Origin of the sequence: Mesorhizobium sp. WSM4884 (genome assembly GCF_029625675.1) — a bacterium.
GTDB lineage: Bacteria > Pseudomonadota > Alphaproteobacteria > Rhizobiales > Rhizobiaceae > Mesorhizobium.
Window position 1 is genome coordinate 1 of record NZ_JARTVO010000094.1, and the last position, 236, is coordinate 236.

General features: G+C 58.1%; 1 pseudogene. It reads left to right on the top strand.

The features are described 5' to 3' along the window. Positions 1-236 (top strand): annotated as a pseudogene (locus P9236_RS30795) (carbohydrate ABC transporter permease); the annotation flags it as partial.

Consider the following 236-nt stretch of genomic DNA (forward strand, 5'->3'; position numbering starts at 1 on the left):
GTGTAACCCTGGTCGTGATCCTGTGGCTGCTGCCTCTGCTCGCCGTGATGCTGACCTCGATCCGTTCCAACGAGGAGCTGATGGCCGGCAACTATTGGGGCTGGCCGCAGAAATTCAGCCTGATCGACAACTACAAGGCGGTTTTCGACCAGACCGCCATGCTGCGCTTTTTCCTCAACAGCCTGCTGATCACCATTCCGTCCGTCATCGGCGTTCTCATCCTGTCGACACTGACC